Source organism: Streptomyces sp. NPDC017936, from assembly GCF_044328485.1.
GTDB lineage: Bacteria > Actinomycetota > Actinomycetes > Streptomycetales > Streptomycetaceae > Streptomyces.
The window spans coordinates 39,866-62,460 of sequence record NZ_JBIRHK010000007.1; the positions used below are offsets into that span (position 1 = coordinate 39,866).

The window sequence follows — 22,595 nt, forward strand, 5'->3', positions numbered from 1 at the left end:
GGGACCGTTGCGCACACGTCTCCTGCCGCTGCTCATCGTCCTGATGGCGGCCGTGCTGCTCGCGCTCGGCGTGCCCCTGGCCGTCAGCGTGGCCGGCGCGCAGCAGCAGGAGGTCGTCGTGGACCGCATCGACGACACGGCGCGCTTCGCGGCCCTCGCCCAGTTCGTCACCGCCCCGCCCGGCGACTCCGGGGTCACCTCCACGCCCGGCGACGAACGGCGCGACACCCTCAGCCGCGAGCTGGACAGCTATTACGACGTCTACGGCATCCGTGCCGGTGTCTTCTACCGCACCGACACCCCCATGGCTCACGCGCCGAGGGACTGGTACCTCCCCGAAACGGGCGAGGTCCGGGACGCGTACGAGGAGGCACTGCTCAGCCGTCGCAGCCATGACCCCCGGCAGGTGTGGCCCTGGCAGCGCAACCGCCTGGTGGTGGCGTCACCGGTGATCCGGGACGGCGACGTCGTCGCGGTCGTCGTCACCGACTCGCCCACCGGCGAGATGCGGTCGCGGATCCTGCACGGCTGGCTGGTCATCGGCGCCGGCGAGATCGCCGCCATGCTGCTCGCCATAGGGGCCGCGCTCCAGCTGACCGGCTGGGTGCTCAAGCCCGTGCGCGTCCTGGACGCCACCACCCACGACATCGCCACCGGACGCCTGAAGTCGCGCGTCGCGGTCGCCAGCGGTCCGCCGGAACTCCGGCGGCTGGCCCGGTCGTTCAACGAGATGGCGGACAACGTCGAGGACGTGCTGGAGCAGCAGCGCGCCTTCGTCGCCGACGCCTCCCACCAGTTGCGCAACCCGCTCGCGGCGCTGCTGCTGCGCATCGAACTCCTCGCGTACGAGCTGCCGGAGGGCAACGAGGAGATCGCCTCCGTGCAGAACGAGGGCAAGCGCCTGGCCCACGTCCTGGACGACCTGCTCGACCTGGCCCTGGCCGAGCACACCGAGGCCGACCTGCGGGTCACCGACATCGGCGCGCTGACCGCCGAGCGCGTCGCCGCCTGGGCGCCCACCGCCGAGGCCAAGGGCGTCCGTCTGGTGGGCGACTGCCCGCCCACCACGGCATGGGCCGACCCGGTCACCCTGTCCAGCGCGCTGGACGCGGTGATCGACAACGCGGTCAAGTTCACGCCCGAGGGCGAGGACGTGGAGGTGACGGTCGAGTCCCACGGCGAGACCTCGGTCGTCGTCGTCACGGACAACGGCCCCGGCCTGACCGACGAGGAACTCGCGCGCGTGGGCGACCGTTTCTGGCGCAGCGGCCGCCATCAGAACGTCAAGGGATCCGGCCTGGGCCTGTCCATCTCCCGCGCCCTGCTCGCGGCCGGCGGCGGATCGCTGGAGTACGCCCACCACGAGCCGAACGGCCTGAAGGTGACGGTGTCGGTGCCACGGTCGCGGCCCCCGGCCTGACGGACCGGTGCCGGCTCTCCGGCCTGACGGACCGGTGGCGGCTCTACGGCTTGACGGACCGGTAGTAGCGGCGGGCCCCCTCGTGCAGGGGGAGCGGGTCGGTGTAGATCGCCGTGCGCAGATCGACCAGCTGGGCGGAGTGGACGTGGGCCCCGATGCCGTCCCGGCTCTTGATGACGGTCCGGGTCAGCCACTCGGTGAGCCGCGGGTCCGTGTCCGTGCGCGTCATCAGCAGGTTGGACACCGCGATCGTGGCCACGGGGGAGCCGTTCTGGACGGTGGGGTAGGCCGACTCGGGCATGTTGGTGGCCCGGTAGTAGCCGGTCGTGTCGTCCTGCTCGTGGATCCTGGCGACGAGACCGGCGTCGATCGGCACGAACCGGAAGGTGAAACCGTCGGTCAGCTTCTGCAGCCCGGCCGTGGGCACCCCGCCGGACCAGAAGAACGCGTCGATCGTGCCCTGCTTCAGTTGCTCGGGGCCGGTGTCGATCCCCTCCGACACCGCCGTGAGGTCCTTGCCCGGCGTCAGGCCGGCCGCCTTGAGCACCCGGTCGGCGATCAGCCGCACCCCCGAGCGCGGCAGACCCGTGGCGACGGTCCGGCCCTTCAGGTCCGCGACGGACTCGACCTGCGAGTCGCGCGGCACGACGAGCTGGACGTAGTCGTCGTACAGCCGGGCCACCCCGCGCAGCCGGGCGGCCGAGCCGGGGTTCTGCGCCTCGTACGTCGCCACCGCGTCGGCCGCGGCGATGGCGAAGTCGGCCTGGCCCTCCGCTACCCGGGCCACGTTCTCCTGCGAGCCGTTGCTCGCCGCCAGGTTCACGTCCAGGTGCGGCATGTCCTCGGCGAGCTCGGTGCGCAGACGGCTGCCGTACTCGTAGTAGACGCCGCTCGTGGTGCCCGTGCTCAAAGTGATCGCGCCGCTCGGCGGGTCCTCGCCCAGGGGCAGCAGCCACCACAGCAGCAGCCCGAGGACGACGGCGCCGGCGGCCGAGCCCTGCAGGGCACGGCGCCTGCCGATAAGGGGGAGCACCTTGGACATGGGCGCGATCCTGCCAGGCCGGGGCGGGGCTGACCAGGGCGGGGCTCACAGAGCGGGGGCGGCGGGAGTGTCAGTGGCCGTCGTTACAGTCGGTGCATGAGTTCCTCGCCCGCCGACCTGGTCCGTGAGTTCCACCGCGCCTTCGGGCTCGACGTCCGCAGCACACCGACGGAGGTGTCCCCCCGCCTCGCCGCGCACCGCGGGGAGCTGCTCGCCGAGGAGGCCGCCGAGGTCGCCGAGGTGTCGGTGAGCGGCCCGCTCGACCGGCTCGCGCACGAGCTGGCCGACGTCGTCTACGTCGCCTACGGCACGGCCCTGGTGCACGGGATCGACCTCGACGCGGTGATAGCCGAGATCCACCGCTCCAACATGACCAAGCTGGGCCCCGACGGCCGGATCGCCCGCCGCGCCGACGGCAAGGTCCTCAAGGGGGAGCACTACGAGGCTCCGGACGTGTCGGCGGTGCTGCGCCGCCAGGGATGGGTGCCCGGCGGCGAGGGCTGAGCGGCCACGGGGACGGCGGACGGCCCCACCGGAGTCCTCGGCGGGGCCGTCGCAAGGGCGCGCCCCACGGCGGGGGCGGGGTGCCGGTCCTCAGCCGACGATGGCGACCGGGGCGTCCCAGGCGTTGCGGTCGACGGTGAGGGTGTAGCCGCCGCGGGTCTCCTTGCTGTTGACCATGTACTGGTGGCCGCGGCTGTGGTCGGTGAACAGCTTGGGGTCCCACGGCCAGTCGGTGGTGGTGGTGTTCTTCTTGTCCCACAGCGCGTACCAGAGGTTGCCGGGCAGGTCCGTCCTGTCGGTGGCGGTGGCGATCGCCTTGGCGCTGGAGCTGCTGAAGCCGTAGGAGCCGGCGCGGTAGACCTTGGCGCGCAGCGTCCTGGTGAAGGACCGGACGTACGTCAGCACGGCGTCGTTGCACGCCTTGTTCGTGATGTCGTACGGCTCCATGTCGAGGTAGATCGCGCTGCCGGGCTTCATGCCGAGCGCGGCGGCCTCGGCGACCGCGTCCTTGGCGTTGCTCGCGCCGAGGGAGGCCGCCGTCGACGCGGTGAACCTCTCCGGGTTCTTGCTGGTCTGGCAGGGCGGCTGGGCGCCGACGTAGAGCGGGATGAGCTTCCAGCCGGCCGCGTTGACCGACGTGACCCAGGACGCGGTGAGGTTGGCCTGGGTGCAGCCGCGGTTCCTGCCGCCGATGTAGACGGCCGCCCCGCCGTAGAAGCCGTCGCTCTTCCACGCCTTCATCGCGGCGAGCGAGGGCGCGGTGCAGGTGTCGAACGCCCGGCCGGTGTAGGTCTTCTGCGCCGGCCAGGTGGTGGCCGCCATCGAGGTCTGCGCCGCGATCCCGGCGCCGGCGGCGACGACGACGCCCGCCGTCGCCCAGGCGATGTAGCGGCCTCTTCGGGACAGCCTGTGGTCGGACATTCCCCACCCCGTTCGGATCGCGGCCCGCGGCCGCGCATCTGGTGCGCGCGCAGAGGCCGGCGTTCGCGGCGGCGCACCTCGCGGTGTGGCCCGGCACGCGCGTCCGCCTGCAGCGGCGCGGTACGGCTCCGGCGCCCGGAGCGCTCCGCACCCTATCCGAGCCCCGCACGCCGCCCGGCACCGGGCACGGCGACCCGCCACCCGCGGGACGGCCGGCGGTCCCGGGGCAGGCGGCCGTCCCCCGGGCTGCCCCGGCCGGCCGGCCCTCACCGTGCCGTACGGACCCGTCTCAATCGCCCACGCGGCTCTCCGCCCGGACCTCGGTCGCCTCCCGCGCCGGGCCCCGGCGCGCGTCACGGTGCCGTGCCCACCGGGTGGCCAGCGGTTCCGTGTAGCGGGCGGTGAGCGGACCCAGGACCACCAGGATCAGGACGTACGCCGTCGCCAGCGGGCCCAGGGACGGCTCGATGCCCGCGGTGACCGCCAGCCCGGCGATGACGATCGAGAACTCGCCGCGCGCCACGAGCGCCCCGCCCGCGCGCCAGCGGCCCTTGACGGAGATGCCGGCGCGCCGGGCCGCCCAGTAACCGGTGGCGATCTTCGTGCCGGCGGTCACGACGGCCAGCGCGAGGGCGGGCAGCAGGACGGGCGGAATGCTGGCCGGGTCCGTGTGCAGGCCGAAGAAGACGAAGAAGACCGCGGCGAACAGGTCCCGCAAGGGGCTCAGCAGGGTGTGCGCGCCCTCGGCCGCCTCCCCGGACAGCGCGATGCCCACCAGGAACGCGCCGACCGCCGCCGACACCTGGAGCTGCTGGGCCACACCGGCGACCAGGATCGTCAGCCCCAGGACGACGAGCAGCAGCTTCTCCGGGTCGTCGCTCGACACGAAACGGGAGATGACCCGGCCGTAGCGCACGGCCGCGAACAGCACGAGCCCCGCGGCGCCCAGGGCGACCGCCAGCGTCACGCTGCCGGCCGCGAGCCCGGCGCCGGCCACGAGCGCCGTGATGATCGGCAGGTAGACCGCCATCGCCAGATCCTCCAGGACCAGGACGCTGAGGATGACCGGTGTCTCGCGGTTGCCGACCCGGCCCAGGTCGCCCAGCACCTTGGCGATCACGCCGGACGACGAGATCCAGGTGACGCCCGCCAGGACCACGGCGGCCACCGGGCCCCAGCCGAGCAGCAGCGCGGCGGCCGCGCCCGGCACGGCGTTCAGGGCGCAGTCCACCAGACCGGACGGGTAGTGGGCCTTGAGGTTGGAGACCAGATCGCTCGCCGTGTACTCCAGGCCGAGCATCAGCAGCAGGAGGATGACGCCGATCTCGGCGCCGATGGCCACGAACTCCTCGCTCGCGCCGAGCGGCAGCAGTCCGCCCTCGCCGAAGGCCAGACCGGCCAGCAGGTACAGGGGGATGGGCGAGAACTGGAAACGGGCCGCGAACCGGCCGAGCAGGCCGAGGCCCAGGATGATGGAACCGAACTCGATCAACAGGACGGCGGAGGAGTGCACCGGGTCACTCCCGCCCGAGTATCGCCGCGGCCGCGTCCACGCCCTCGCGGGTGCCTATGACGATGAGCGTGTCACCGCCCGCGAGCCGGAAGTCCGGCGCGGGCGACGGAATCGCCTCGGCCCGCCGCAGCACCGCGACGATCGACGCCCCGGTCTCCGTGCGCATGCGGGTGTCGCCCAGCAGCCGCCCGTTCCAGCGCGAGGTCGCGGCCACCTCGACGCGCTCGGCGACCAGCCCCAGGTCCGTGGTGTACAGCAGGCTCGCGCTGTGGTGCGACGGCGCGAGCGCGTCGATCAGGGAGCCCGCCTCGGCGCCGGTCAGCCGCAGGGACTGGGCGCAGGAGTCCGGGTCGTCGGCGCGGTACACGCTCACCGTCCGGGTGCCGTCGCGGTGCGCCACCACCGACAGGTGGCGTTGCTCCCGCGTCACCAGGTCGTACTGGACGCCGATCCCTGGCAGCGGGGTCGTACGGAGACGGGGAGCGGACACGTCGCTTCTCCTTGCTGTTCGTGTTCCTTGCGCGGATCACCGTTCGGGGCCCGGTGGCGGACGCCTCGCACGGCTGCCCGGAGCCGCCATGCTGCCATCCCCCCGTACGGTGGCGACATGGGTGTCGTCACGGATGGACAGGGCCGGAGCGGGACGGAGAGGCTGGTCACGGCGGTGCCATGCTCGGGAGGCGGTCGGCCGGCGGGGACCGGGAGAGGGGGAGTCGCGCACGTGTCGCTGTTCTGGCGGATCTTCGCACTCAACGCCGTCGGCCTGCTCGTGGCCACCGCCTTGCTCCTCGGCCCGGTCACCGTCTCCACGCCCGTCCTGCCCGGCGAGGCGCTCGTCGTCGTGGCGGGTCTGACCGGACTGCTCGCCGTCAACGTGGTCGTGCTGCGCGTCGGCCTGGCCCCGCTGGCGCGCCTGGGACGGGCCATGGCCGAGGCGGACCTGCTGCACCCGGGAGCCCGCGCCGCCGTCTCCGGACCCGTGGAGGCGGCCGAGCTGATCACGACCTACAACACCATGCTCGACCGGCTGGAGGCCGAACGCGCCACCAGCGCCGCGCGGGCCCTGTCCGCGCAGGAGCGCGAGCGGCAGCGGATCGCCCGCGAACTCCACGACGAGGTCGGCCAGACGCTGACCGCCGTGCTCCTCCAGCTCAAGCGCGTCGCCGACCGTGCCCCCGGTGATCTGCGCGGGGAAGTGAGCCAGGCGCAGGAGGCCACCCGCGCCGGCCTCGACGAGATCCGTCGCATCGCCCGGCGCCTGCGCCCCGGCGCCCTCGACGAACTCGGGCTCTCCAGTGCCCTGCGCTCCCTCGCGGCGGAGTTCACCACCCATGGGCTGACGGTCCGCCACGACCTGCGCCCGGGTCTGCCCCCGCCGGCCGAGGAGACGGAACTCGTCCTCTACCGCGTCGCCCAGGAGGCCCTCACCAACACCGCCCGGCACTCGGGGGCCGACCGCGCCGAACTCCGTCTGCGCCCGGTCGCCGACGGCGTGGAACTCCTCGTCCGGGACAATGGCCGAGGCCTCGGCCCCGCGGCCGAGGGCGCCGGCATCCGCGGCATGCGCGAACGGGCCCTGCTGATCGGAGCCACGCTCACCCTCACGTCGGGCGCCGACGGCGGCACGGAGGTGCGGCTGCGGACCGGGAGGTACGACGGCCCGCGGGCGGAGGACGGAGACGGCCGATGACCGACGGGGACCGCCGACGACTGCTGAGACGCCGCCGATGACCGCCCGGACGCCCCGACGACCGACCACCCACGACCGACGGAACACCTGTGCACCTGAACGACGACGAGACGTCCGCACCACCGTCCGCCCCGCCCGTCCGCGTCCTGCTCGCCGACGACCACACGCTGGTGCGCCGGGGCGTGCGGCTCATCCTCGACGGCGAACCCGACCTGACCGTCGTCGCCGAGGCGGGGGACGGGGCCGAGGCGGTCGAGCGGGCCCGTGCGGGCGACATCGACCTCGCCGTCCTCGACGTGGCCATGCCCCGCACCACCGGCCTCCAGGCGGCCCGCGAACTCTCCCGCCGCCTCCCCGGCCTGCGCATCCTCATCCTCACGATGTACGACAACGAGCAGTACTTCTTCGAAGCGCTCAAGGCCGGAGCCGGCGGCTACGTCCTGAAGTCGGTCGCCGACCGCGACCTCGTCGAGGCGTGCCGGGCGGTCATGCGGGACGAGCCCTTCATCTACCCGGGGGCGGAGCGGGCGCTCGTCCGCTCGTACCTGGACCGGCTGCACCGCGGCGACCGTGTCGCCGGTCTGCCCGAGCGGCCCATCACCGACCGCGAGGAGGAGATCCTCAAGCTCGTCGCCGAGGGCCACACGTCCAAGGAGATCGGCGCCCTGCTCTTCATCAGCGCCAAGACGGTCGAACGGCACCGGGCCAACCTCCTGCAGAAGCTGGGCATGCGCGACCGGCTCGAACTCACCCGCTACGCGATCCGCGCCGGCCTCATCGACCCCTGAGCCCCGCACCGCACCGCGGGTCCCGGCCCCCGCACCGCGGACGTCGCGGCCGGGCCCGCGCGAGGGCGGTGAGATGCGCTCCGGGCACCGCCTACCCTTGAGCCATGACCAGCAGCAGCGACCGGAGCCCCGCAGTGGACGTTCAAGCACCCAAGAGCTACGAGATCCGCACCTACGGGTGCCAGATGAACGTCCACGACTCGGAGCGCCTGTCCGGGCTGCTCGAGGAGGCCGGTTACGTGCGCGCCCCGGAGGGGTCGGACGGCGACGCGGACGTCGTCGTCTTCAACACCTGCGCGGTCCGTGAGAACGCCGACAACCGACTGTACGGCAACCTCGGCCGCCTGGCGCCGAGGAAGGCGAGCCGGCCGGGCATGCAGATCGCGGTCGGCGGCTGCCTCGCGCAGAAGGACCGCGACACCATCGTGAAGAAGGCGCCCTGGGTGGACGTCGTCTTCGGCACGCACAACATCGGCAAGCTGCCCGTCCTGCTGGAACGCGCGCGCGTGCAGGAAGAGGCGCAGGTCGAGATCGCCGAGTCCCTGGAGGCGTTCCCGTCCACGCTGCCGACCCGCCGCGAGAGCGCGTACGCCGCCTGGGTGTCGATCTCCGTCGGCTGCAACAACACCTGCACCTTCTGCATCGTCCCGGCCCTGCGCGGCAAGGAGAAGGACCGCCGCACCGGCGACATCCTCGCCGAGATCGAGGCCCTGGTCGGCGAGGGCGTCTCCGAGATCACCCTGCTCGGCCAGAACGTCAACGCGTACGGCTCCGACATCGGCGACCGCGAGGCCTTCAGCAAGCTGCTGCGCGCCTGCGGGACGATCGAGGGCCTGGAGCGCGTCCGCTTCACCTCCCCGCACCCGCGCGACTTCACCGACGACGTGATCGCGGCCATGGCCGAGACGCCGAACGTGATGCCGCAGCTGCACATGCCGCTCCAGTCCGGCTCGGACACGGTCCTGAAGGCCATGCGCCGCTCCTACCGCCAGGAGCGCTACCTGGGGATCATCGAGAAGGTCCGCGCCGCCATCCCGCACGCCGCGATCACCACCGACATCATCGTGGGCTTCCCCGGCGAGACCGAGGAGGACTTCGAGCAGACGCTGCACGTCGTGCGCGAGGCCCGTTTCTCCCAGGCGTTCACCTTCCAGTACTCCAAGCGCCCCGGCACCCCGGCCGCGACCATGGAGAACCAGATCCCCAAGGAGGTCGTCCAGGCGCGCTACGAGCGTCTCGTCGCCCTCCAGGAGGAGATCTCCTGGGAGGAGAACAAGAAGCAGGTCGGCCGCACGCTCGAGCTGATGGTCGCCGAGGGCGAGGGCCGCAAGGACGGCGCCACCCACCGCCTCTCCGGCCGCGCCCCCGACAACCGCCTGGTCCACTTCACCAAGCCGGAGCAGGAGGTCCGCCCCGGCGACGTGGTCACCGTCGAGGTCACGTACGCCGCCCCGCACCACCTCCTCGCCGAAGGCCCCGTGCTCGACGTGCGCCGCACGCGCGCGGGCGACGCCTGGGACAAGCGCAACGCCGAGAAGGCGGCCAAGCCGGCCGGCGTGATGCTCGGCCTGCCGAAGATCGGCGCGCCGGCGCCGCTCCCGGTCGCCACGGGCAGCGGCTGCGGCTGCGACTGACCGGGTGGGCGCCGGGGACGGACCACGGTCCCGCCGGTCCGGCGGACCTGCCGCCCCGGCTTCGGGAACGGGGGCCGACCGGGTCCGCCGGACCTGCTGATCAGGCCCGGCGGACGTGCTGACCGCCGCCCGGCGCCGGGCGGCGGCTACGCTGCCGATCATGCTTGTCGCCGCCGCAGTCTGCCCCTGTCCGCCCCTGCTCGTGCCCGAGGTCGCCGCGGGCGCCGCACCCGAGCTGGACACCGCGCGTGCCGCCTGCTCGCAGGCGCTGGCCGTGCTCGCCGCGGCCCGCCCGGACCGGCTCCTGGTCGTCGGGCCCACCGACGGGTCCGGGCACGGTCCGTACCCGGAGGGCGCGCGGGGGTCCTTCCGCGGCTTCGGCACGGACGTCGCCGTCCGGCTCGGCCGGGGCGGCGGCACCGTGCCGCCGGAACGGGATCTGCCGCCCTCGCTCGCCGTCGGCGCCTGGCTGCTGGAGCGGGCCGGATGGTCGTCGAGCCCGGTCGAGGCGCTCGGCGTGGACGAGACGCTCACGGCCGAACGGTGCATCGCCCTCGGGAGGGACCTCGGCGCACGGGCCGGGCGGGTCGCGCTGCTGGTGATGGGCGACGCGAGCGCGTGCCGCACGCTGAAGGCGCCGGGCTATCTCGACGAGCGCGCGGCGCCCTTCGACGCGGCGGTCGCGCGGGCGCTGGGCGGCGCGGACACCGCGGCCCTCGAGGCGCTCGACGCCGGACTCGCCCGCGAGCTGAAGGCCGCCGGCCGGGCGCCCTGGCAGGTGCTCGCGGGTGCGGCCGGGGGCGCCGGCCTGTCGGGCGCCCTGCTGTACGAGGACGCGCCGTACGGCGTCGGGTACGTGGTCGCGGCCTGGTCGTAGGCGGCGGCTCGGTGCCCGACGACGGCGGGCGGGAGGCGGAAGACGCGAGGGGGAAGGGCGGACGGCGGACGGCCGCGCGCGTTCCCGCTGCGCGGCCGTCCGCCGATCGCCGTCCCGCTGCGGGCTGCCGTCAGGAACTCGGTGGGGGCGTGGTGGGGGGCGTGAACGTGTCACCGCCCGCTCCCGGCTCCTCCTTGTGGTGCGTGAGCCGGTCCATGGCGCCCTTGGCCTTGTCGGTGCCCGTGTGGATCTTGTCGCTGTACTTGCCCTTGGTCCTCTCGTCGACGACCTTGGCGGCCTTGTCGATCCCGTGATGGATCTTGCCCCCGTGCTGGTGCGCGAGGTCCGACACCTTGCCCTTGGCCGGGCCGAGCTTGGACTTCAGATGGTTCAGAAGACCCATGGGTCACCTTCCCTGACGGGGCCGTCACGTGCGGGCGTCCTCGCCGGCCTCGCTGTCGACGGCCTCCTCGGCGGACTGCTGCCGGGGGATCCCGACGCCGTCGGGGGCGGCGTCGTCCTCCGTCGCCGTCCCCGTGGCGTCACCGGCCTCGGCCGGCTTCCCCTCCGGTGTGCCCTCGGCGGCCTGCTCCGCCGGGGCGCCGTCCACCGTCGCGGCGGACGGCGCCCCGGCGGTGGTCTCCGCCTCGCGCGCGGTGGTCTCCTCCGTGGTCGTCTCCTCCGTGGCCTGGGACCTCCGGAAAAGCCGCGCCAAAACGCCCATATCCACTCCATACGGTACTCGTGCGGGCGAAATCCCGCGTTGCCCGGTGCGTCCGTTTGCGCCACCGGGATGCGCCGCCCCCGAACGGGCGACGGGAATCTCGCAACGGGCAACGACGCCGGACCGGCCCCGTCACGTAACTCGTTCGAGCGTGGGGTGCGGGGTTTGCGAGACTGGTGCCGTGAGCAGCGCACCCCCCGCCCCCCGCGTCATCGCCGTCGTCGGACCGACCGCGGCCGGAAAGTCCGATCTGGGCGTCTTCCTGGCCCGGCAGCTCGGCGGCGAGGTCGTCAACGCCGACTCCATGCAGCTCTACCGAGGGATGGACATCGGCACCGCCAAGCTGACGCCCGAGGAGCGCGACGGCGTCCCGCACCACCTGCTGGACATCTGGGACGTCACGGTCACCGCCTCCGTCGCCGAGTACCAGAGACTCGCCCGCGCGCGGATCGACGCGCTGCTCGCCGAGGGCCGCTGGCCGATCCTGGTCGGCGGCTCCGGACTGTACGTCCGCGGCGCGGTCGACAACCTGGAGTTCCCGGGCACCGACCCCGAGGTCCGGGCCCGCCTGGAGGAGGAGCTCACGCTGCGCGGCTCGGGCGCGCTGCACGCCCGGCTGGCCGCCGCCGACCCGGAGGCGGCGCACGCGATCCTGCCCAGCAACGGCCGCCGCATCGTCCGCGCCCTCGAAGTGATCGAGATCACCGGCAAGCCCTTCACCGCCAACCTGCCGGGGCACGACTCGGTGTACGACACCCTCCAGATCGGCGTCGACGTGGCGCGCCCCGAACTCGACGAACGCATCGCCCGCCGCGTCGACCGGATGTGGGACGAGGGCCTCGTCGACGAGGTCCGCGCGCTGGAGGCGCAGGGCCTGCGCGAGGGGCGTACGGCCTCGCGCGCGCTCGGCTACCAGCAGGTCCTCGCCGCCCTGGTGGGGGAGTGCACCGAGGACGACGCGCGCGCGGAGACCGTCCGTGCCACCAAGCGCTTCGCACGCCGTCAGGATTCGTGGTTCAGGCGCGACCCCCGGGTGCACTGGTTGAGTGGGGCCGCGGCGGATCTCGCGGATCTCCCACGGCTCGCGCTGGCGTTGGTCGAACGACCGGTTACAGCCTGATCACGTCATGGCATCGGGACGCTCAGGCCGTCATCCGGGCCTTCGGCACCGTGCCATCATCGAGCTTCGATCGACCAAGTGGAGTCCGAGTTGGGAGGGCGCGTGGCGATGGAGGCCGGCCCTCGCGACACCGCACAAGGCACCGAGCACCTCACCCCCGAGCGGGGTGAACCGGAGCCGCAGGATGCTGCCCGTCTGAGCCCCGACGGGCCGGACGCCGACGACACGCAGGACGGCGTGACCGCCGACGGGCCCGAGGCCGAGGAGATGTTCGCCGGCGGCCCCGAGGTCGAGGTCGAGCTGCGTCCCCAGCGCCGGCTGCGCATCTGGCAGCTCGCCCCGATCGTGGGCCTGGCGGCGACCGGCTCCCTGATGTTCGCCTTCCCCCTCGCGTTCGACTTCGGCGACAGCGGGGCCGTGATCGCCATGCTGGGGCTGCTGATCTGCTCCTGCGCCGCCGGCTGGGGCATGATGGCCGCCCGCCGCGTCGGTCACACCTGGCCCGGCCTGCCCCCGCGCGGCTCCGGCCGCCGCCCCGACTGGCGGGTCGTCCTCGGCTACGTCGTGCTGGTCGCCGCGGTGGTGGCCCTGGCCGTGTGGCGGGTCGCCCGGCTCCGCTAGGGTCACCGCGCCCACCGGTGCGGGCCGGCCCGCCGCCGCCCTCCCGTGTCTTCGCCGGCCGGGCGGGCCCCGGGGCCGCCGCCGGTCCCCACGCGCGCGGGGAGTGTCGCGGCGACCCCGTACGATCGAGGAATGAGCACGCGGATCGCCTTCCTCAAGGGTCACGGCACGGAGAACGACTTCGTGATCGTCCCCGACCCGGAGAACGCCCTCGACCTGCCGCAGGCCGCCGTCGCCGCCCTGTGCGACCGCCGCGCGGGCATCGGCGGCGACGGGCTGCTGCACGTGGTGCGGTCCGCCGCGCACCCCGAGGCGCGGGAGATGGCGGCCGAGGCGGAGTGGTTCATGGACTACCGCAACGGCGACGGCTCCCTCGCGGAGATGTGCGGCAACGGCGTCCGCGTCTTCGCGCGCTACCTCCAGCACGCCGGACTCGTCACCGAGGGCGACCTGGCGGTCGCCACCCGCGGAGGCGTGAAGACGGTGCACATCGCCAAGGACGGTGACGTCACCGTCGGCATGGGCCGGGCCCGCCTCCCCGAGGGGGACGTCACCGTGAGCGTCGGCGAGCGCAGCTGGCCCGCCCGGAACGTGAACATGGGCAACCCGCACGCCGTCGCCTTCGTCGACGACCTGGCGCACGCGGGCGACCTGAACTCCCCGCCGCCCTTCAGCCCCGGCTCCGCCTACCCGGACGGGGTGAACGTCGAGTTCGTCGTCGACCGCGGCCCGCGGCACGTCGCGCTGCGCGTGCACGAGCGCGGTTCCGGCGAGACCCGCTCGTGCGGCACGGGCGCGTGCGCCGTGGCCGTGGCGACCGCACGCCGCGACGGCGCCGACCCGGCCGTCACCGGGACGCCGGTCACGTACACCGTGGACGTCCCCGGCGGCCGCCTCGTGATCACCGAGCGGCCCGACGGCGAGATCGAGATGACCGGCCCCGCCGTGATCGTCGCCGAGGGCACGATCGATCCGGAGTGGCTGGAAACCGCCGTCCGGGGGCGCGCGTAGCGGCTTGGTATCGGAGGCGGAGACGGCCCGGTGAGGCGGCGGAGTGCTGCCGGAGCCGGGCCGGCGCGTTCGACATCGCGACCCGCCGCAGGTCAGACGGCGCAAAATCGTAAACCTCCCGGCCATCGCTCGAATGGGTGATCCGTTTCACGCTCGGGGAGAGGCGGTCGGCCGGGCGTGATGGGCTCGGTAGCATCAAGCACCGGCCCGGACGGGGGACCGACGCCAGCCCCCTGAGCCGTGTCCGCCCTGGGGCACTCCGTCCGCCGGTCCACGCAGCCGGAGGTGCCCATGAGTGCGGAGGCCACGAATCCCGCGACCCCAGGCCCGGTGGCGCCTGCCGCGCCCCGCAGGCGCAGCCGCTCCCGGATCGACCTGCGTCGCCTGGGCCGGGCCGCGTTGCTCGGCTCCGCCTCCCGCGGCCGGCTGCCCGACGCGATCGGCCACGTGGTCGAGGCGCACCGCGCCCACCACCCCGACGCCGACCTGGAACCGCTGCGCCGCGCCTACGTGCTCGCCGAGTCCTCGCACCGCGGCCAGATGCGCAAGAGCGGCGAGCCGTACATCACGCACCCGCTCGCCGTGACCCTCATCCTCGCCGAACTCGGCGCGGAGACCACGACGCTGACGGCCTCCCTGCTCCACGACACCGTGGAGGACACCGAGGTGACGCTCGACCAGGTGGGCGAGCAGTTCGGCGAGGAGGTGCGCTACCTCGTCGACGGCGTCACGAAACTCGAGAAGGTCGACTACGGCGCGGCCGCCGAGCCCGAGACGTTCCGCAAGATGCTCGTCGCCACCGGCAACGACGTCCGCGTGATGTCGATCAAGCTCGCCGACCGGCTGCACAACATGCGCACCCTCGGCGTGATGCGCCCCGAGAAACAGGCGCGCATCGCCAAGGTGACCCGCGACGTGCTCATCCCGCTCGCCGAACGCCTCGGCGTCCAGGCCCTGAAGACCGAGCTCGAGGACCTGGTCTTCGCGATCCTGCACCCCGAGGAGTACGCGCACACGCGCGAGCTCATCGCCGGCAACGCCGCCCGCGAGGACGACCCGCTCGCCGAGTTCGCCGACGCCCTGCGCGCGGTCCTGCGTGACGCCGGCATCCCCGCCGAAGTCCTCATCCGCCCACGGCACTTCGTGTCCGTCCACCGCGTCGCCCGCAAGCGCGGCCGGCTGCGCGGCTGCGACTTCGGCCGTCTGCTCGTGCTCGTCAACGAGGACGCGGACTGTTACGCCGTCCTCGGCGAACTGCACACCTGCATGACGCCGGTCGTCTCCGAGTTCAAGGACTTCATCGCCGTCCCCAAGTTCAACCTGTACCAGTCGCTGCACACCGCCGTGGCCCGCGAGGACGGCCAGGTCGCCGAGGTCCTCATCCGCACCCACCAGATGCACAAGGTCGCCGAGGCCGGCGTCGTCGCGCTCGGCAATCCCTACGCCTCGCCCCCGGACGAGCAGGGCGGCGAGGGCGGACCGGCCGACGGGGAGCGCGTCGACCCCACCCGGCCCGGCTGGCTCTCCCGCCTCCTCGACTGGCAGGAGGCCGCTCCCGACCCCGACACCTTCTGGTCCACCCTGCGCGAGGACCTCGCCCAGGACCGCGAGATCACCGTCTTCCGCCCCGACGGCGGCACCCTCGGCCTGCCCGAGGGCGCCACCTGCGTGGACGCCGCCTACGCCCAGTACGGCGAGGACGCCCACGCGTGCATCGGCGCCCGCGTGAACGGCCGTCTGGCCACCCTGAGCACCGTGCTGCGGGACGGGGACACCGTTCAGCTCCTCATGGGGCAGGACCCGGCCTCGGAGCCCTCCACGGAGTGGCTGAAGCACGCCCACACGCCGACCGCCCGCATCGCCATCCAGCGGTGGATGGCGACGCACACGGGAGCGGACGGCCCGGCCGCGGAGCCGGTCGCCAGGGCCGCGCACGGCACCGGGGACCCGGCGCAGAACGGTGACGCCGGTGACCACGCCGGCGCCGGACACCCCGGTGGCCCGGGCGTCTTCCAGGGCGCCGGAGCGAGCACGGCCGCGGGCGGGGCCGGGACCGGGAGCGCCGCCGGGGACGTCTTCCCCCGGCCCGCCGCCGAGACGCCGGTGTCCCGGCCCGGAGCCGCGATCACCGTCGTGGACCGGCCCGGGGCGAACGCCCGGCTCGCCGGGTGCTGCACCCCCGTGCCCTCCGACGAGGTGACCGGCTTCGCCGTGCGCGGGGGAGTGGTGACCGTCCACCGCGTGGAGTGCGCCGCGGTGGCGCGCATGACGGACGCGGGGCGCGCGCCGGTCGTCGTGAGCTGGGGGGACGGCACCGAGTGCCGGGTCACCCTGGTCGCCGAATCGTTCGGCCGCCCCCATCTGCTCGCCGACCTCACCGAGGCCATCGCCCTGGAGGGCGCCGAGATCGTCTCCGCGACCGTCGAGCCCCCGAGCCAGCAACGCGTACGGCACACGTACACCCTCCAGCTCCCCGACGCGGCCCACCTGCCCACCCTGATGCGCGCCATGCGGAACGTGCCCGGCGTGTACGACGTGAGCCGGGCGCAGCACCACGCGCCCTGAGCGCGCGCTCGGCGGGACGTGCGTCGACGCGGCCCGGCCGGGGCGGTGGGCCGGCCGGCGTGCGTCCCGCCGCCACCAGGCACACGCGCGTGGGCCATCCGTTCGAGTGGGCCGGTCGCGCGTCGTCGCCGGGGGACGGGCGGGCGCTGGTAGCGGTGGTGCATGCCCCTCACCGCCCTCACCCCCCGCGTCCGCGCCGCCTCCTCCCGCCGCCTGAAGTCGGTCCTCCTGGCCTCGGCCGTCTCCGTCTGCCTGGTCGCCGCGAGCGCTCCGCCGGCCCCGCTCGGCGTCGGCGACCGCCTCTTCCCGCACCTGGGCAACCCGGGCTACGACGTGGCCTCCTACGACCTGGCCTTCACGTACTCCGGCAGCAACAGCAAGCCGCTGAAGGCGGTCACCACCATCGACGGCTGGACCACCGCCGCCCTGGACCGGATCAACCTCGACTTCGCCCACGGCGAGGTCGAGTCGGTGGAGGTCGACGGCGAGCCCGCCGCCTTCACCACCGCCGGGGAGGACCTGGTGATCACGCCGGCGGACCCGCTGCCCCGGGGCGACTGGATGCGCGTCACCGTGCGCCACACCAGCGACCCGGTGAGCAGCGCGGACCGGGACGGCGGCTGGGTGCGGACCTCGGACGGCCTGGCGATGGCCAACCAGGCCGACGCCGCCCACCTGGTGTTCCCGTGCAACGACCACCCCTCCGACAAGGCGATGTTCACCATCCGGGTCACCGCGCCCGACGCCTACACGGCCGTCGCCAACGGACTGCCGGCCGGTGTCGCCAGGGCGGGCGCCACCACCACCTGGACGTACCGCACCCGGCACCCCATGGCCACCGAGCTCGCCCAGGTGTCCATCGGCCGCTCCACCGTCCTGCACCGCGAGGGACCGCGCGGACTGCCCGTGCGGGACGTCGTCCCGACCAGGGACCGCGCGCTCCTCGAACCGTGGCTGAAGAAGACCCCCGCCCAGATCACCTGGATGGAGGACAAGGTCGGCCCCTATCCCTTCGAGACGTACGGCCTGCTCATGGCCGACGCGACCACCGGCTTCGAGCTGGAGACGCAGACCCTGTCCCTCTTCGAGCGGCACCTGTTCACCGAGCCCGCGTACCCCGCGTGGTACGTCGAGTCGATCATGGTGCACGAGCTGGCCCACCAGTGGTTCGGCGACAGCGTCAGCCCGCGCACCTGGTCCGACCTGTGGCTCAACGAAGGACACGCCACCTGGTACGAGGCCCTCTATGCCGAGGAGAAGGAGGGCCGCACCCTCCAGGCGCGGATGAAGGCGGCGTACGCGGCCTCCGACGGCTGGCGGGCGGACGGCGGTCCGCCCGGCGCCCCCGAGCCGCCGGCGCCCGGCCAGAAGATCGGCATCTTCCGTCCGAACGTCTACGACGGCGCGGCCCTCGTGCTGTACGCCCTGCGCCAGGAGATCGGCACGCGCGCGTTCGAGCGGCTGGAGCGTGCCTGGGTGCGCGACCACCGGGACTCCACGGCCTCCACCGCAGACTTCCGGCGCCTCGCCGCGCAGATCTCCGGGCGGGACCTCACGGACTTCTTCACGGACTGGCTGTACGGCGAGAAAACCCCGCCGATGCCCGGCCACCCGGAGTGGAAGCCGGCCGCGCCCTCCTCCGACGGGGCCCCGCAATAAGGCCGTGACGAGACGGGCCGTCCCGTGCGACCATCGTGAGGTCGGCGCGGCACGGGACGACGGGAATCTCCCGGGGTACTCGTGCGTTGTCCATGATGAACGCTCATGAAGACCGCCGAATCGGCATCCCCAACGACGTAAGGACCCAATGACCTCCTCTTCTTCCCCTTCCCAGGACACCAAGCGCTTCGCGCACGCCTACCCCGAAGGTCTTCGGGCCGATGCCCTGATGGAAGAGGACGTCGCCTGGAGCCACGAGTTCGACGGAGAGCGGGACGGCGACCAGTTCGACCGTTCCGAGCGCGCGGCCCTGCGCCGCGTCGTGGGCCTCTCCACCGAGCTCGAGGACGTCACCGAGGTCGAGTACCGTCAGCTCCGCCTGGAGCGGGTCGTGCTCGTCGGCGTCTGGACCTCGGGGACCGTGCAGGACGCGGAGAACTCCCTCGCGGAGCTGGCCGCCCTCGCGGAGACCGCGGGCGCGCTCGTGCTCGACGGCGTGATCCAGCGCCGTGACAAGCCCGACGCGGCCACCTACATCGGCTCCGGCAAGGCCGGCGAGCTGCGCGACATCGTGCTCGAGACCGGCGCGGACACCGTCATCTGCGACGGTGAGCTCAGCCCGGGCCAGCTGATCCACCTGGAAGACGTCGTCAAGGTCAAGGTCATCGACCGCACGGCCCTGATCCTCGACATCTTCGCCCAGCACGCCAAGTCCCGGGAGGGCAAGGCGCAGGTCGCGCTCGCGCAGATGCAGTACATGCTGCCGAGGCTGCGAGGCTGGGGTCAGTCGCTGTCCCGGCAGATGGGCGGCGGCAAGGGCGGCGGCCTCGCCACCCGTGGTCCCGGTGAGACCAAGATCGAGACGGACCGGCGCCGGATCCGCGAGAAGATGGCGAAGATGCGCCGGGAGATCGCGGAGATGAAGACCGGGCGCGAGATCAAGCGGCAGGAGCGCAAGCGCCACAAGGTGCCGTCCGTGGCCATCGCGGGCTACACCAACGCGGGCAAGTCGTCCCTGCTCAACCGCCTCACCGGCGCGGGCGTGCTCGTCGAGAACGCCCTGTTCGCCACCCTCGACCCGACCGTGCGCCGGGCCGAGACCCCGAGCGGGCGGCTGTACACGCTGGCGGACACCGTCGGGTTCGTCCGCCACCTGCCGCACCACCTGGTCGAGGCGTTCCGCTCCACCATGGAGGAGGTCGGCGAGTCCGACCTGATCCTGCACGTGGTGGACGGCTCGCACCCGAACCCGGAGGAGCAGCTGGCCGCCGTGCGCGAGGTGGTCCGGGACGTCGGCGCCACCGACGTGCCCGAGATCGTCGTGATCAACAAGGCGGACGCGGCCGACCCGCTGACGCTGCAGCGGCTGATGCGGATCGAGAAGCGCTCCATCGCCGTCTCGGCCCGCAGCGGCCAGGGCATCGAGGAACTGCTCGCGCTCATCGACGACGAGCTGCCCCGCCCCTCGGTCGAGATCGAGGCGCTCGTGCCGTACACCCACGGCAAGCTGGTCGCCCGTGCCCACACCGAGGGCGAGGTGATCTCCGCGGAGCACACGGCGGAGGGCACGCTGCTGAAGGCGCGGGTGCACGAGGAACTGGCGGCGGACCTCGCACCGTACGTGCCGGCGTCGCTCGCCTGACCTCTCCACGGTCGAGGGCCCGCCCCCTGCTCGGCGCAGGGGGCGGGCCCTCGGCGTGTCCGGTCGCTGACCGGGCCGGCGACCGGATCACCGCCGGGTCACTGACCGCCGTACTTCTTGCTCATGTTCTGGTAGAGCGCCTTGGCCTCCTGGCCGAGCTGCGGGCCGGCCAGCCAGGTGTTGTCGGCGGGGCCGATCGAGGTGTTGGAGACCAGCCTGGTCTCGCCGTCCACCATCCGGAACCAGCCGCCGCCCGACGAGCCGCCGGTCATGGTGCAGCCGATGCGGTACATCGTCGGCAGCGACGGGCTCAGCGACAGCCGTCCGGGCCTGTCGACGCACTTGAACATCTTCAGCCCGTTGTACGGAGCCGCCGCCGGGTAGCCCCACGCGCCCATGGCGTCGACCCCGGTCGCCGAGGGCGCGGAGAAGTCGACGTCCAGCGCGCCGCCGACGGTCTCCTCCAGCGACTTGGAGCCGGCCTCGGGCGTCACGTGCAGGACGGCGTAGTCGTAGGCGGCGCCCGCGCCGCCCGTGTCCGAGCCGCCCTGGATCCACCCGTTCGGCGTGGAGGCCCAGTCGGCCCACCAGTTGCCGTACGGGGCGATCTCCGAGGCCGTGGCCTTGCCGAGCTGTGCCTCCGTCTTGCCCAGGTCGTTGTAGGCGGGGACGAAGGCGATGTTGCGGTACCAGCCGCCCGCGCCGCCGGCGTGCACACAGTGGCCGGCCGTCCAGACGAGGTTCGACTTGCCCGGGTGGTTCACGTCCGTGACGACCGTGCCCGAGCAGACCATCGTGCCCTCGGGCGAGTCGAAGAAGACCTTGCCCACCGGGGCGGCGTTCTCGTGGTACGGCGTCTTCTCGGCCTCCGCCCGGACCGGCGCCGGCTCCGGGTCGCTGACGCCCTGGTCGGCGGCGGTGTCCTTCGTCGTCACCGTCTTGTCGGCCTCCTTCGCGGACCGCATCCGCTCCGGCTTCCACAGGCCCTCGATCACCGGGTTGACGAAGTCCTTGGCCTCACTGAGCCACTTGTCCTTGTCCCAGTCCCGCCAGCCGCCGTTCGCCCAGTCGTCGACGTCGATGCCGTGCTCCTCGAGCTTGTCGGCGATGCCGGACGGAACACGGACCTTGCCGTCGCCGGTGCCGGCGGAGCCGGAGGCGTGCGCCGAGGCGTCGGTCCCGGTGTCGTCCGAGCCGTTGCAGGCGGTCGCGGTCAGGGCGAGTGCCGCGACCAGGCCGGTGGCCAGCAGCGAGCGCTGCCGACCACGCCGGTGCGCGAAGGGCGCGCGTATGGAACGCATGGTTCGAAGTCCCCCGTCGAAACGCGTGAATGTCATGTGCTTGTCAGATGGAAAGGAAGGGGCGCCCCGGCGATGATCACCGGAGGCGACACCCCACTATGCCCGTCGAGTCACGGACGAACAGCGGGGGGACGGTGAAGGTTCCCGTGAGGCACCGCCCCCCGCCGTGGATCACTGCCCGGCGAACTTCTCGCTCACCGAGTCGAACACGCCCTTGGCGACCTCACCCAGCCGCGGCCCCGCGAGCCAGCCCGCGTCCACCGGGCCGATCGAGGTGTTGGACACCAGCGCCGGCTTGCCGTCCGAGCCCGTCGCCACCCAGCCGCCGCCGGACGAACCGCCGGTCATCGTGCACCCGATCCGGTACATGGTCGGGTCCGTGGCGTTGAGCGACAGCCGGCCCGGCTGGTCCTGGCACTGGTACAGCTTCTGCCCGTCGTAGGGCGCCGCCGCCGGATAGCCCGTGGCGGTCATGCTCTTCAGCTTCGTCACGGCCGGCGCCGCGAAGTCCACCGGCAGCGCCGAACCCACCGTCTCCTCCAGCGACTTGCCGGAGCCGCCGTCCTCGGGCGTCACGTGGATGACGGCGAAGTCGTACGGTGCGCCGTCACCGCCGGTCTGCCCGCCCTGCTCGATCCACTGGTCCGAGGTCTGCGCCCAGTCACCCCACCAGACGCCGTACGGCGCCGCTTCCTCCTTGGTGGCCGTCCGCAGCTCCTCGGCCGACATGCCGGCGTCGTTGTACGACGGCACGAACGCGATGTTGCGGTACCAGCCGCCCTTCTTGCCGGCGTGCACGCAGTGGCCGGCCGTCCACACCAGGTTGGACTTGCCCGGGTGGGCCGGGTCCTGCACGACCGTCGCCGAGCAGACCATCGTGCCCTCGGGGGAGTCGAAGAACACCTTGCCCGCTTCGGCCGCGTGGGCGTGGTACTCGGGCGGCACGGCCGCCGCGTCCACCGCCGCCGGCGTCGGGTCGGTCACGCCCTGGTCGTCGGAGAGGTCGCTGTCGTCGACGCCCCGGTCGGGGTCCTCGGCCTCGCGCATCCGGTCCGGGTCCCACAGCCCGTGGATGATCGGGTTGATGTAGTCCTGCGCCTCACGCAGCCAGTCGTCCTTGTCCCAGTTCTTCCAGGCGCCGTTCTTCCACTTGTCGAGGTCGATCCCGTGCTCCTTGAGCCGGTCCTTGATGTCGTCCGGGATCTTGATCTTCCCGTCGTCGCCCGCCGAGGCGGACGCGGTGGCCTGGCCGTTCGCGTCGGCGTCGCCCGAATCGCAGGCGGTCGCGGTGAGCGCGAGCGCCGAGGCGAGGGCTATGGCGCCCAGCACGGGGGAGGTTCTGCGGCGGGCGTGCCTCTCCCGGCGAGTGGCGAACGGCGGCCGTATGGATCGCATGGTGTGACTCCCCCTGCTGTGAACGTACGTGGAGCGGCAGCCGTCCCCGCGGTCGAACTCATGCTGTTCTCATGCCTGGTTCACGCGGGTGTCACGGCCTTGTGGAACGGCATCACACGATATGTGGTCGCCGCGGGGGACTCCTGACGGAACGGCAACGGTTTCGCT

The 22,595-nt window shown here is 73.2% G+C and carries 20 protein-coding genes; 12 read left to right on the top strand and 8 right to left on the bottom strand.

Annotated features, from left to right (window positions below):
• Nucleotides 1-7 precede the first annotated feature (7 nt).
• A complete protein-coding gene (locus tag ACH4F6_RS16075) occupies nucleotides 8-1,420 on the top strand; it encodes a sensor histidine kinase (RefSeq protein WP_397960769.1) in 1,413 nt (470 codons plus the stop codon).
• A gap of 43 nt (nucleotides 1,421-1,463) precedes the next feature.
• Here the strand turns inward: ACH4F6_RS16075 and ACH4F6_RS16080 are convergent, their stop codons facing one another.
• Nucleotides 1,464-2,462, bottom strand: a complete 999-nt coding sequence (locus ACH4F6_RS16080; protein WP_397960770.1) for a TAXI family TRAP transporter solute-binding subunit — start codon at nucleotides 2,460-2,462, stop codon at nucleotides 1,464-1,466.
• Between the two features lie 96 nt (nucleotides 2,463-2,558).
• Between ACH4F6_RS16080 and ACH4F6_RS16085 the strand changes: the two genes are divergently transcribed.
• Nucleotides 2,559-2,966 (top strand): MazG nucleotide pyrophosphohydrolase domain-containing protein, encoded by a 408-nt coding sequence (locus ACH4F6_RS16085; protein WP_397960771.1) that lies wholly within the window; start codon nucleotides 2,559-2,561, stop codon nucleotides 2,964-2,966.
• Between the two features lie 90 nt (nucleotides 2,967-3,056).
• On the opposite strand, the gene ACH4F6_RS16090 is transcribed toward ACH4F6_RS16085, so the two are convergent.
• From ACH4F6_RS16090 to ACH4F6_RS16100, 3 genes are all read right to left on the bottom strand, one after another.
• Nucleotides 3,057-3,887, bottom strand: a complete 831-nt coding sequence (locus ACH4F6_RS16090) for a glycoside hydrolase domain-containing protein (RefSeq protein WP_397960772.1) — start codon at nucleotides 3,885-3,887, stop codon at nucleotides 3,057-3,059.
• 289 nt (nucleotides 3,888-4,176) lie between these two features.
• Entirely contained in the window at nucleotides 4,177-5,400 is a 1,224-nt protein-coding gene (locus ACH4F6_RS16095) for a cation:proton antiporter (RefSeq protein WP_397960773.1), read from the bottom strand.
• A gap of 4 nt (nucleotides 5,401-5,404) precedes the next feature.
• A complete protein-coding gene (locus ACH4F6_RS16100) occupies nucleotides 5,405-5,890 on the bottom strand; it encodes a cation:proton antiporter regulatory subunit (protein ID WP_397960774.1) in 486 nt (161 codons plus the stop codon).
• A 231-nt stretch (nucleotides 5,891-6,121) separates the two neighbouring features.
• On the opposite strand from ACH4F6_RS16100, the gene ACH4F6_RS16105 reads away from it, so the two are divergent.
• The 4 genes from ACH4F6_RS16105 to ACH4F6_RS16120 all read left to right on the top strand — a co-directional run bounded on the left by ACH4F6_RS16105 (nucleotide 6,122) and on the right by ACH4F6_RS16120 (nucleotide 10,389).
• The gene (locus ACH4F6_RS16105; RefSeq protein ID WP_397960775.1) at nucleotides 6,122-7,090 is read left to right on the top strand and encodes a histidine kinase; all 969 of its coding nucleotides are present in this window, start codon (nucleotides 6,122-6,124) and stop codon (nucleotides 7,088-7,090) included.
• A gap of 89 nt (nucleotides 7,091-7,179) precedes the next feature.
• The gene (locus ACH4F6_RS16110; RefSeq protein ID WP_397960776.1) at nucleotides 7,180-7,878 is read left to right on the top strand and encodes a response regulator; all 699 of its coding nucleotides are present in this window, start codon (nucleotides 7,180-7,182) and stop codon (nucleotides 7,876-7,878) included.
• A gap of 104 nt (nucleotides 7,879-7,982) precedes the next feature.
• Nucleotides 7,983-9,512 carry a tRNA (N6-isopentenyl adenosine(37)-C2)-methylthiotransferase MiaB gene (miaB, locus tag ACH4F6_RS16115; protein ID WP_397960777.1) on the top strand — a complete coding sequence of 510 codons (1,530 nt, stop codon included), beginning with the start codon at nucleotides 7,983-7,985 and terminating at the stop codon, nucleotides 9,510-9,512.
• 160 nt (nucleotides 9,513-9,672) lie between these two features.
• The gene (locus ACH4F6_RS16120) at nucleotides 9,673-10,389 is read left to right on the top strand and encodes a class III extradiol dioxygenase subunit B-like domain-containing protein (RefSeq protein WP_397960778.1); all 717 of its coding nucleotides are present in this window, start codon (nucleotides 9,673-9,675) and stop codon (nucleotides 10,387-10,389) included.
• A gap of 130 nt (nucleotides 10,390-10,519) precedes the next feature.
• Here ACH4F6_RS16120 and ACH4F6_RS16125 read toward each other — a convergent pair whose 3' ends face one another.
• Together ACH4F6_RS16125 and ACH4F6_RS16130 are read right to left on the bottom strand one after the other, a co-directional pair.
• Nucleotides 10,520-10,792 carry an antitoxin gene (locus ACH4F6_RS16125; protein ID WP_397960779.1) on the bottom strand — a complete coding sequence of 91 codons (273 nt, stop codon included), beginning with the start codon at nucleotides 10,790-10,792 and terminating at the stop codon, nucleotides 10,520-10,522.
• Between the two features lie 24 nt (nucleotides 10,793-10,816).
• Nucleotides 10,817-11,113 (bottom strand): hypothetical protein, encoded by a 297-nt coding sequence (locus tag ACH4F6_RS16130; protein WP_397960780.1) that lies wholly within the window; start codon nucleotides 11,111-11,113, stop codon nucleotides 10,817-10,819.
• A 181-nt stretch (nucleotides 11,114-11,294) separates the two neighbouring features.
• Here ACH4F6_RS16130 and miaA point away from each other — a divergent pair, with 181 nt between their 5' ends.
• The 6 genes from miaA to hflX all read left to right on the top strand — a co-directional run bounded on the left by miaA (nucleotide 11,295) and on the right by hflX (nucleotide 19,731).
• Nucleotides 11,295-12,233 carry a tRNA (adenosine(37)-N6)-dimethylallyltransferase MiaA gene (gene miaA / locus ACH4F6_RS16135; protein ID WP_397960781.1) on the top strand — a complete coding sequence of 313 codons (939 nt, stop codon included), beginning with the start codon at nucleotides 11,295-11,297 and terminating at the stop codon, nucleotides 12,231-12,233.
• A gap of 108 nt (nucleotides 12,234-12,341) precedes the next feature.
• Nucleotides 12,342-12,854, top strand: coding sequence for a hypothetical protein (locus ACH4F6_RS16140; protein ID WP_397961125.1), 513 nt, complete (start codon nucleotides 12,342-12,344; stop codon nucleotides 12,852-12,854).
• A gap of 132 nt (nucleotides 12,855-12,986) precedes the next feature.
• Nucleotides 12,987-13,865, top strand: coding sequence for a diaminopimelate epimerase (gene dapF / locus ACH4F6_RS16145; protein ID WP_397960782.1), 879 nt, complete (start codon nucleotides 12,987-12,989; stop codon nucleotides 13,863-13,865).
• A 291-nt stretch (nucleotides 13,866-14,156) separates the two neighbouring features.
• Nucleotides 14,157-16,430 carry a RelA/SpoT family protein gene (locus ACH4F6_RS16150; protein ID WP_397960783.1) on the top strand — a complete coding sequence of 758 codons (2,274 nt, stop codon included), beginning with the start codon at nucleotides 14,157-14,159 and terminating at the stop codon, nucleotides 16,428-16,430.
• 162 nt (nucleotides 16,431-16,592) lie between these two features.
• Complete coding sequence (locus ACH4F6_RS16155; protein ID WP_397960784.1) at nucleotides 16,593-18,089, top strand: M1 family metallopeptidase; 1,497 nt, start codon at nucleotides 16,593-16,595, stop codon at nucleotides 18,087-18,089.
• A 148-nt stretch (nucleotides 18,090-18,237) separates the two neighbouring features.
• Entirely contained in the window at nucleotides 18,238-19,731 is a 1,494-nt protein-coding gene (hflX, locus tag ACH4F6_RS16160; RefSeq protein WP_397960785.1) for a GTPase HflX, read from the top strand.
• A 98-nt stretch (nucleotides 19,732-19,829) separates the two neighbouring features.
• Here hflX and ACH4F6_RS16165 read toward each other — a convergent pair whose 3' ends face one another.
• Both ACH4F6_RS16165 and ACH4F6_RS16170 read right to left on the bottom strand, forming a co-directional pair.
• Entirely contained in the window at nucleotides 19,830-21,032 is a 1,203-nt protein-coding gene (locus ACH4F6_RS16165) for a trypsin-like serine peptidase (RefSeq protein WP_397960786.1), read from the bottom strand.
• A 171-nt stretch (nucleotides 21,033-21,203) separates the two neighbouring features.
• Nucleotides 21,204-22,427: a trypsin-like serine peptidase gene (locus ACH4F6_RS16170; RefSeq protein WP_397960787.1), complete on the bottom strand. Its 1,224-nt coding sequence runs from the start codon at nucleotides 22,425-22,427 to the stop codon at nucleotides 21,204-21,206.
• Nucleotides 22,428-22,595: the final 168 nt, after the last annotated feature.

What these genes read in the sequence shown, in the direction of transcription:
- ACH4F6_RS16080 (WP_397960770.1), bottom strand. Translation starts at nt 2,462, where the DNA reads ATGTCCAAGGTGCTCCCCCTTATCGGCAGGCGCCGTGCCCTGCAGGGC.
- ACH4F6_RS16085 (WP_397960771.1), top strand. Translation starts at nt 2,559, where the DNA reads ATGAGTTCCTCGCCCGCCGACCTGGTCCGTGAGTTCCACCGCGCCTTC.
- ACH4F6_RS16090 (WP_397960772.1), bottom strand. Translation starts at nt 3,887, where the DNA reads ATGTCCGACCACAGGCTGTCCCGAAGAGGCCGCTACATCGCCTGGGCG.
- miaB (WP_397960777.1), top strand. Translation starts at nt 7,983, where the DNA reads ATGACCAGCAGCAGCGACCGGAGCCCCGCAGTGGACGTTCAAGCACCC.
- ACH4F6_RS16120 (WP_397960778.1), top strand. Translation starts at nt 9,673, where the DNA reads ATGCTTGTCGCCGCCGCAGTCTGCCCCTGTCCGCCCCTGCTCGTGCCC.
- ACH4F6_RS16125 (WP_397960779.1), bottom strand. Translation starts at nt 10,792, where the DNA reads ATGGGTCTTCTGAACCATCTGAAGTCCAAGCTCGGCCCGGCCAAGGGC.
- ACH4F6_RS16130 (WP_397960780.1), bottom strand. Translation starts at nt 11,113, where the DNA reads ATGGGCGTTTTGGCGCGGCTTTTCCGGAGGTCCCAGGCCACGGAGGAG.
- ACH4F6_RS16140 (WP_397961125.1), top strand. Translation starts at nt 12,342, where the DNA reads ATGGAGGCCGGCCCTCGCGACACCGCACAAGGCACCGAGCACCTCACC.
- dapF (WP_397960782.1), top strand. Translation starts at nt 12,987, where the DNA reads ATGAGCACGCGGATCGCCTTCCTCAAGGGTCACGGCACGGAGAACGAC.
- ACH4F6_RS16150 (WP_397960783.1), top strand. Translation starts at nt 14,157, where the DNA reads ATGAGTGCGGAGGCCACGAATCCCGCGACCCCAGGCCCGGTGGCGCCT.
- ACH4F6_RS16155 (WP_397960784.1), top strand. Translation starts at nt 16,593, where the DNA reads ATGCCCCTCACCGCCCTCACCCCCCGCGTCCGCGCCGCCTCCTCCCGC.
- hflX (WP_397960785.1), top strand. Translation starts at nt 18,238, where the DNA reads ATGACCTCCTCTTCTTCCCCTTCCCAGGACACCAAGCGCTTCGCGCAC.
- ACH4F6_RS16165 (WP_397960786.1), bottom strand. Translation starts at nt 21,032, where the DNA reads ATGCGTTCCATACGCGCGCCCTTCGCGCACCGGCGTGGTCGGCAGCGC.
- ACH4F6_RS16170 (WP_397960787.1), bottom strand. Translation starts at nt 22,427, where the DNA reads ATGCGATCCATACGGCCGCCGTTCGCCACTCGCCGGGAGAGGCACGCC.